Source organism: Vibrio sp. 10N.286.52.F8 (genome assembly GCF_041468745.1).
GTDB lineage: Bacteria > Pseudomonadota > Gammaproteobacteria > Enterobacterales > Vibrionaceae > Vibrio > Vibrio crassostreae_C.
Map to the genome: position 1 here is coordinate 1 of NZ_JBFRJF010000067.1, position 2607 is coordinate 2607.

1 protein-coding gene and 1 pseudogene are annotated in these 2607 nt (G+C 35.7%); one reads left to right on the top strand and one right to left on the bottom strand.

Annotated features, from left to right (window positions below):
* Positions 1-440 precede the first annotated feature (440 nt).
* Positions 441-1391 carry a hypothetical protein gene (locus AB4133_RS21900; protein ID WP_372225744.1) on the top strand — a complete coding sequence of 317 codons (951 nt, stop codon included), beginning with the start codon at positions 441-443 and terminating at the stop codon, positions 1389-1391.
* 783 nt (positions 1392-2174) lie between these two features.
* Here the strand turns inward: AB4133_RS21900 and AB4133_RS21905 are convergent.
* A pseudogene (locus AB4133_RS21905) lies at positions 2175-2564 on the bottom strand (AAA family ATPase); the annotation flags it as partial.
* Positions 2565-2607 lie beyond the last annotated feature (43 nt).

Genomic DNA, 2607 nt, shown 5'->3' on the forward strand with positions numbered 1-2607 from the left:
ATTCTTAAAGAAGCAATTGATAAAAACGGTTTGTCAGATAAAGTCCTTATTCCTGCTGATGGTGAGACCTTGGAGTTTTAGATACCTGAACTAATCCGGTGACTCCCGATTTAAGTAAATAGTCTAAATGATTTCTGTCCAAAAGCTTCTCGGATTGAATTTTTACCCGTGGCACTTTCTAACTCGAAAGTGCCCCATTATTGGTTAGATCTTTTACTCATTCATATCTTGTTAATCTTAGTTAACCCTAATCATACTTATCCGAACGACTTGATAAATTAGCATCCCCGCTCTTAGGCGACATCTTGCAACTTATCTTTCAATCATGAGACTTAACTTATTGATCACTCATTGAGCTAATATGAAAAAAAACGCACAATGGAGAGATGAAAGACGACAATTTGTAGTCTAATAAGCGTTAAAAGTAATGGGGAAGTTTTGTGTTAAATGTTCTCGTATCAATTTTTGTAACCTTGATATTCATTGTGACCGTTTTAGCTATACAGGCAGATTTAGCTGCACTATTTGGTGCATCAGTGGATAGTTCATCGATATCGCTTGTTAAGGATGTTTTAACTCCAATTTTTACTGCTTTTGGTGGTGCTCTCTCAGGCGTAATGGTCGCGTATAAGCTCTCTCAAAAGCAAAGCTCACGAGATAAAATGGATTCAGACTATACCCATATTGTTCAATCCTACAATGCATTAATATTTCAATTAAATGATCTGCTTGTTTATAAACGAGATGTAATTCTTCCTTTTTGTGACAAGCCAATTCGGGCAATCGCTATACCAAGAACACTTGATGCTGAGCCAGTCGTCGATAGAGTAAGCAACGGTATAGTTGGTGTTGCTGTTAAATATCAAGACTTCCCAATATCTCAATCATCTATGCTCGCTGAGAAGTCATATCTAAATACTAAAAAAGTAATCCAGAGAAGAAATTCCACACATGCTGAGTACATTGAGGTTATCGAGTCAAAGGGATATGAGATTTTTTCAGTAACAACTTTGGAAAATGTAGTTGATCTATATGGGTTGAATAAGGTTTGTAATTTATATCACCTTACAGAAGAGACAATTAGTATTGTTGACGATTCAATAGAAAAGCTTCAAGAAGCATTGAATAAACTAGACCATTTTATAGATAATAAATTTGGTTCAGCAGGGTACCCTAAGCTCTCAAACAGTAACGCAGGTAGCGATAGCCTAACGGAGTTGCAAAGTAAAACCAAAGACCCCTTTATTAAGTCAATGGAGCATTTAAAAGCACTTGTTCGAACTTGTCCAAATTATTATCCATGTAAGTACCCGCAAAGAATAGGGAAAATTACTTTTAACAAGCGTTTAAGGTTTCAAGGTACTTTTTCTAATCTGAACGAAGCGGTTTAGAGCAGTACACCTAAACGTTTTTGTCCAAAAGCTTGCTAGAGATCGATCAAACTCTATGTGATCACTAAGCGATTCTGTCGTTAGCCTTTTAACAATACGAGAATGTAGTGTAACTTTCTTACATGCTGAAGAGATCAATATTGCCTTTCACCCAAATGTGACACCTTTTGGTGCTAGTATTTGACATCATATGGTTTTCTTACACAATAAGTTATTGATTTATTTATGGGCTGTTGGACATGTGTTTGTTTGATCCAGACCCTTAAAAAAGCCGCTCTTTATGAGCGGCTTTTTGCTATCTAAACTATAGTAAATCAATCAGTTAGTAGACTATCCATACTAGATTGAGCTGGCTTTGGTACTAACATTGGTACTAAAATGCGCTACCTCACACGTCAAAAATCCGGTATCTGGCAATTCCGACATCAGGTTCCCCTCAAAAAAAGAAACTTTTTTACTAATTGGTCTAATGAACGTTTGACGAGTGGCATCATTTGGAGGTGTCGATAGACGTTCTTGATACTTGGCTCTTAACTCTGACCGGGTTATCGAGCCAATTGACATATCTTTGAGTAGTGAATTGAGTGAATTGAATGAATTGAATGAATTGAATGAATTGAATGAATTGAATGAATTGAGTGGGTTGGTAGGTATCTTATTCTTCGGATAGGAAAATGAATCAACAACTAGAGATGAAATGCTTTCACCAGAACTTGATACACCGATATTAAGAGGTTTTAACTTTATCGTTGTATCAGGGTACTCTTCATCATCCTTTATTTTTCAAGTCTTTAGTAAACAAGAGTTTTCGCTTGGAGTACGGGAAATCGAATAGCTGAAATCTAAAGTTCCTAACAGTGAACTACTTCCTCTCATACCTTTATTTGCATCTTTACCAACATGATGAACACAAATTATTGATGTAAGAGCTTCTTGTTTTATTTTATCGCAGCCTTTAATAAAACTGTTCATATCAGTTGAACTATTTTCATCTCCAATAAAGCAACGGGCTAACGTGTCAATTATAATCAGTTTAACTTTTGGTTGAGATTTATTGATTTCTTTAACTACTTCGATGATTTCATGCTGAATATTTGAATGCGAAAGAAAAACGGATTCAGGAAGAATAAATAGGTTGGTCAAACTTAAATTATGTTCTATCTCAAGTGAGCGGACTCGTTTTTTATGCCCTTTCCTCGGCTTTGTTTCCTAATTG